2 protein-coding genes are annotated in these 1751 nt (G+C 35.6%); both read left to right on the top strand.

The features are described from left to right. Positions 1-354: 354 nt before the first annotated feature. The gene (locus ABZA26_RS14370) at positions 355-819 is read left to right on the top strand and encodes an NAD(P)H-dependent oxidoreductase subunit E (protein WP_372715179.1); all 465 of its coding nucleotides are present in this window, start codon (positions 355-357) and stop codon (positions 817-819) included. 73 nt (positions 820-892) lie between these two features. Beyond that, a partial coding sequence (locus ABZA26_RS14365; protein ID WP_372715178.1) for a hypothetical protein occupies positions 893-1751 on the top strand: 859 nt, incomplete at its 3' end.

The following is a 1751-nucleotide window of genomic DNA, read 5'->3' as shown; positions in this document are numbered from 1 at the left end:
TTCTAATCTTTAAGTGGCATTGACAAAATCAGCGTTAAGAATGACCGCAGTAAAATCCTTAGAAAAAATCGACTGTTTGAACGAAGCGAGTAGCCAAAAAATAACGAGTCATACGAGTATATTTTCTGGTTCTCAGAAACTTGTTTTCTGAGTTTCATTAATCTCCTTGGATTTTCAAGGTTATTTAGCTGATTTTTCACAGCCTTGACCTTTTGGTTATGCCCTGACCGAAGGGAGGAAATCCCCTTGGGGTGCTTTTCTGTCAAGAGAAAAGTAACAGAGTCTAGAGAAATTCAATATCTTGATTGGGATAAAAAATGATATACAGGATTAGTTTGAAAAGCAGGAGGAAGTATGATCACAAAAGAGTTTTATAAAAATCTCGAGGATTTTATAAATAAAATGGAAGATAAAAGAGATGAGATACAGGTGCTGAATTTTGTAATGAAAGAGATAGGTTATATTCCCTTGGAAGTGCAGGAGTTTATAGCGGATAAAACCGGACTTTTTTTGGTAACCATTCAGAATGCTATTGATTTTTTCCCGAAATATAAGTCTGAGATAGATAAAACTATAGAAATAAAAGTATGCAACGGCATGGGGTGCAGCGGAAGAGGGAGCCTTCTGATACTAGAAGAGATAGAGGAGATACTCGGTATAGATGCTGGGGAAACCACAAGAGACGGGAAATACCGACTTTCTACTCAGAGATGTTTTGGGAAATGTGCAAAAGGACCCAACATAAGTATAGATGGAGTGTTGTACAATAACTTCAAGATAGAAAATGTGAAAAAACTATTGGAAATAAAAGGTAAATAGCCATTGAGGTTTATTGAAAAAAAAAAAGCGCTGTGGTATAATTAACTTTGCGTAAAATAAGGAGAGGTGTTAAGTGAAGGGGGTAAAATTATTCCATATAATAATTTTTTTCATAGTGTCCCTTCAGACAGCGGCACTTCAAGAAAAAATTGAGATTCTGTGCCAGGGAAGGGGACAGGACGGATTTGTGAAACTCAAAGAGGCTGCTCCTATTATTTATGGGAAACTAAAAAACAGAGGCTTTGCCTTTGATAAAATAAATGTTATCAAATACTTTGCCGAGATCGATTCAGACAAGGATTTTTTTGCTGAATTTTATATGGAACCAGGGAGTCTTGAAAAGTTTGAATATATTGACGGATATGAAAAAGATACTTTTAACCTGGGAGAGAAAAACTATAGTGTCAGATATCTTTTGGGTGAAGAAAACAGCATCATAGTATTTAATAATGAAGAGGCTTTTATATCAAGTAACCTCACAAAGGCCTATGAAAAAATATCTGTTGAGAATTATTTTGAAAAGAAAATAGCCAAATTATTGGAACCGGATTCTGAGGCATACTTTAGGTATGTTTTTTCTGAAAATGGTAAAAATATTTACGGTGAATACAAGATGAAAGCTGTGGAATATACAGGTAATGATCTAAAGGAAACTTATTTTTATGAAAAAATAGATGGAAATGAAAATATGAAATCGATTCCTTTAGACGGTAATCTTACCCCTGTAATGACATATGAGGAACTAGCTTCCCTCCTCTTGGAGGAGATTCCTGAGGTACAGCTCTCACCTGAAAGGATAAAGAGCGCAGTTGGGAAAATTCTCAAAGGGGCCTTTCTTCTAGAGAGAAACGGAGAAACCGGTGTAGTACTTATGATGGAAAAAACAAAGGACAGAAACCGTGTTTTGAAGCAACTTTACACCCAGGATGTAT

This window comes from Ilyobacter sp. (assembly GCF_041583315.1).
GTDB lineage: Bacteria > Fusobacteriota > Fusobacteriia > Fusobacteriales > Fusobacteriaceae > Ilyobacter.
Note: the sequence above shows the minus strand (reverse complement) of the source record. Positions and strands in the feature narration are given on the sequence as shown.